Origin of the sequence: Escherichia sp. TW14182 (genome assembly GCF_000208525.1) — a bacterium.
In the GTDB taxonomy this organism is placed as follows: Bacteria; Pseudomonadota; Gammaproteobacteria; order Enterobacterales; family Enterobacteriaceae; genus Escherichia; species Escherichia ruysiae.
Genome location: NZ_AEJZ01000290.1, coordinates 1 through 1,682, shown reverse-complemented (window position 1 = coordinate 1,682; position 1,682 = coordinate 1). Strand labels below are relative to the sequence as shown.

Below are 1,682 nucleotides of genomic sequence, written 5' to 3'. Positions count from 1 at the left end.
CCTCCTGTGGTCTGGCAGCCATTAACGCCGACGATATCTGGTATTTTGCCTCTGGTGGCGTAATCGGTAGTTTATTAAGCACCACGTTGCAGCCTCTGCTACACAGCAGTGGGGGAACTATTGCGCTGCTTTGCGTCTGGGCAGCTGGCCTGACGCTGTTTACCGGTTGGTCTTGGGTGACTATTGCCGAAAAACTGGGCGGCTGGATTTTAAACATTCTCACCTTCGCCAGTAATCGCACCCGTCGCGATGATACCTGGGTCGATGAAGATGAGTATGAAGACGACGAAGAGTATGAAGATGAAAATCACGGCAAACAGCATGAATCGCGCCGTGCCCGTATTCTTCGCGGCGCGCTAGCGCGTCGTAAACGCCTGGCGGAAAAATTCATTAATCCGATGGGGCGGCAAACAGACGCTGCGTTATTCTCCGGCAAGCGGATGGATGATGAAGACGATGTTACCTACACTGCGCGCGGCGTAACAGCCGATCCTGATGACGTCCTGTTTTCGGGCAATCGTGCAACGCAGCCAGAGTATGACGAATACGATCCTTTATTAAATGGTGCGCCGATTACCGAGCCTGTCGCTGCCGCAGCGGCTGCAACCACGGCGACGCAAAGCTGGGCCGCGCCGGTTGAACCTGTTACTCAGACGCCGCCTGTTGCCTCTGTTGATGTTCCACCTGCGCAACCTACTGTTGCCTGGCAGCCTGTACCGGAGCCGCAAACGGGCGAGCCGGTTATTGTTCCTGCAGCGGAAGGTTACCCACAGCAGCCACAATATTCGCAGCCTGCGGTGCAATATAATGAGCCGCTGCAACAGCCTGTACCGCCACAGCAGTCGTACTATACGCCTGCAGCGGAACAACCGGTTCAGCAACCTTACTACGCCCCTGAACAAGCTGTTCAGCAACCATCTTACGCGCCTGCTGCGGAACAACCTGTTCAACAGCCGTATTATGCCCCTGCACCAGAACAGCCGGTGGCTGGTAACGCCTGGCAAGCCGAAGAGCAGCAATCCGCTTTTGCTCCACAGTCTACAAACCAGACGGAGCAAACTTACCAGCAGCCAGCCGTTCAGGAGCCGTTGTACCAACAGCCGCAATCTGTTGAACAGCAGCCTGTCGCGACACCTGAGCCTGTTGTAGAAGAGACAAAGCCTGCGCGTCCGCCGCTTTACTATTTTGAAGAAGTGGAAGAGAAGCGTGCCCGTGAACGTGAACAACTTGCGGCCTGGTATCAACCGATTCCTGAACCGGTTAAAGAACCAGAACCGATCAAATCTTCGCTGAAAGCAACTTCTGTTGCAGCAGTACCTCCAGTAGAAGCCGCTGCCGCTGTTTCACCGCTGGCATCGGGCGTGAAAAAAGCGACCCTGGCGACGGGAGCCGCAGCGACGGTTGCTGCGCCTGTTTTCAGCCTGGCAAATAGCGGTGCGCCGCGTCCGCAAGTGAAAGAGGGCATTGGCCCGCAGTTACCTCGACCGAAGCGTATCCGCGTACCAACACGTCGTGAACTGGCGTCATATGGCATTAAGCTGCCCTCACAGCGTGCAGCGGAAGAGAAGGCTCGTGAAGCCCAGCGCAACCAGTACGATGCTGGCGGGCAGTATAACGATGATGAAATCGATGCGATGCAGCAGGATGAACTGGCTCGTCAGTTCGCCCAGACGCAGCAGCAA

Annotated in this window: 1 protein-coding gene; it reads left to right on the top strand. The window is 56.1% G+C overall.

The genetic code is table 11. The features are described from left to right. The coding region (locus EQY_RS0120100) for a DNA translocase FtsK 4TM domain-containing protein (protein ID WP_000309478.1) at positions 1-1,682 on the top strand (1,682 nt) is incomplete at both ends.